Raw genomic sequence first — 1,065 nt, 5'->3', positions numbered from 1 at the left:
TGTATTGCCCTGAGAGGTTAGGAACGCGGCTGGCGGGTGGCTGTCCCTTGAGCGCGGTGTGTCCGCGGTGGTGATTGTAGGTGTGCAGCCAGTCGGGGAATGCTGCGCGTCGTTCCTGTTCTGATCGGTAGGGGCGGGCGTAGGCCCACTCGTCGAGCAGGGTGCGGTTGAACCGCTCCACCTTGCCGTTTGTCTGGGGCCGGTAGGCGCGGGTGCGCTTGTGCGTGATCCCGGCCGCGGTCAGGGCATCGCGCCACAGACGGGACTTGTAGCAGGAGCCGTTGTCGGTCAGGACGCGTTCGACGGTGATCCCGCAGGAGGTGAAGTAGGCCTGGGCGCGACTCCAGAACCCGACGGCGGTCTCCTTCTTCTCATCGGCGAGGATCTCGCTGTACGCCAGGCGGGAGTGGTCGTCGACGGCGGTGTGCAGGTAGCTGTAGCCGGCGCCGGAACGCTTCTTGCGGCCCGCCTGGCGGCCCAGCACTTTGTGCCCGCCGCCGTCGGGGATGTTGCCGAGCTTCTTGATGTCGACGTGCACCAGCTCGCCGGGCTTCTCGCGCTCGTAGCGGCGTATGACCCGGCCGGTGGCCCGGTCCAGGTGGGTCAGCCGGGCCAGGCCGTAGCGGGTGAGCACCCGGTGCACGGTGGACGGCACCAGGCGGAGCAGGGCCGCGATGCGTGCCGGTCCCCAGCGGCGCAGCACGCGCACCTTGATGATCCGCCGCTCGGTCCGCGTCGGGGTCCGCCGTGGGCTGGCATGCGGGCGGCTGGAGCGGTCGGCCATGCCTGCCTCGCCCTGCTGCCGGTAGCGGTGGGCCCACCGCTTGGCGGTGCTTACGGAGACCTGGAAGCGTTCTGCGGCCCGGCGCAGGGTCCAGCCGTCCTCGACCACACAACGGGCCAGACGCAGACGGCCGGTCTCGGTCAGCGGTGCGTTACGGTGCGGCATGAGGGCCTTTCTGGTCGCCGGTGCAGGTGTAGCAATCCACACCGAGTCAGAAGGCCCTCACCCATTTCAAGATCACACAGCAGTGATCGCTGTCACCAACCTCCATGGACAGAACA

General features: G+C 68.5%; 1 protein-coding gene. It reads right to left on the bottom strand.

Translation table 11 applies throughout. The features are described 5' to 3' along the window. Positions 1-949, bottom strand: a 949-nt coding sequence (locus ACY34J_RS28975) for an IS481 family transposase (RefSeq protein ID WP_462729599.1), incomplete at its 3' end; no start/stop codon positions are given. Between the last annotated feature and the right edge of the window lie 116 nt (positions 950-1,065).

This window comes from Streptomyces sp. HSS9-12 (genome assembly GCF_054963655.1).
The sequence above is the reverse complement of the archived record's forward strand: the minus strand, read 5'-3'. Positions and strand labels throughout refer to the sequence as shown.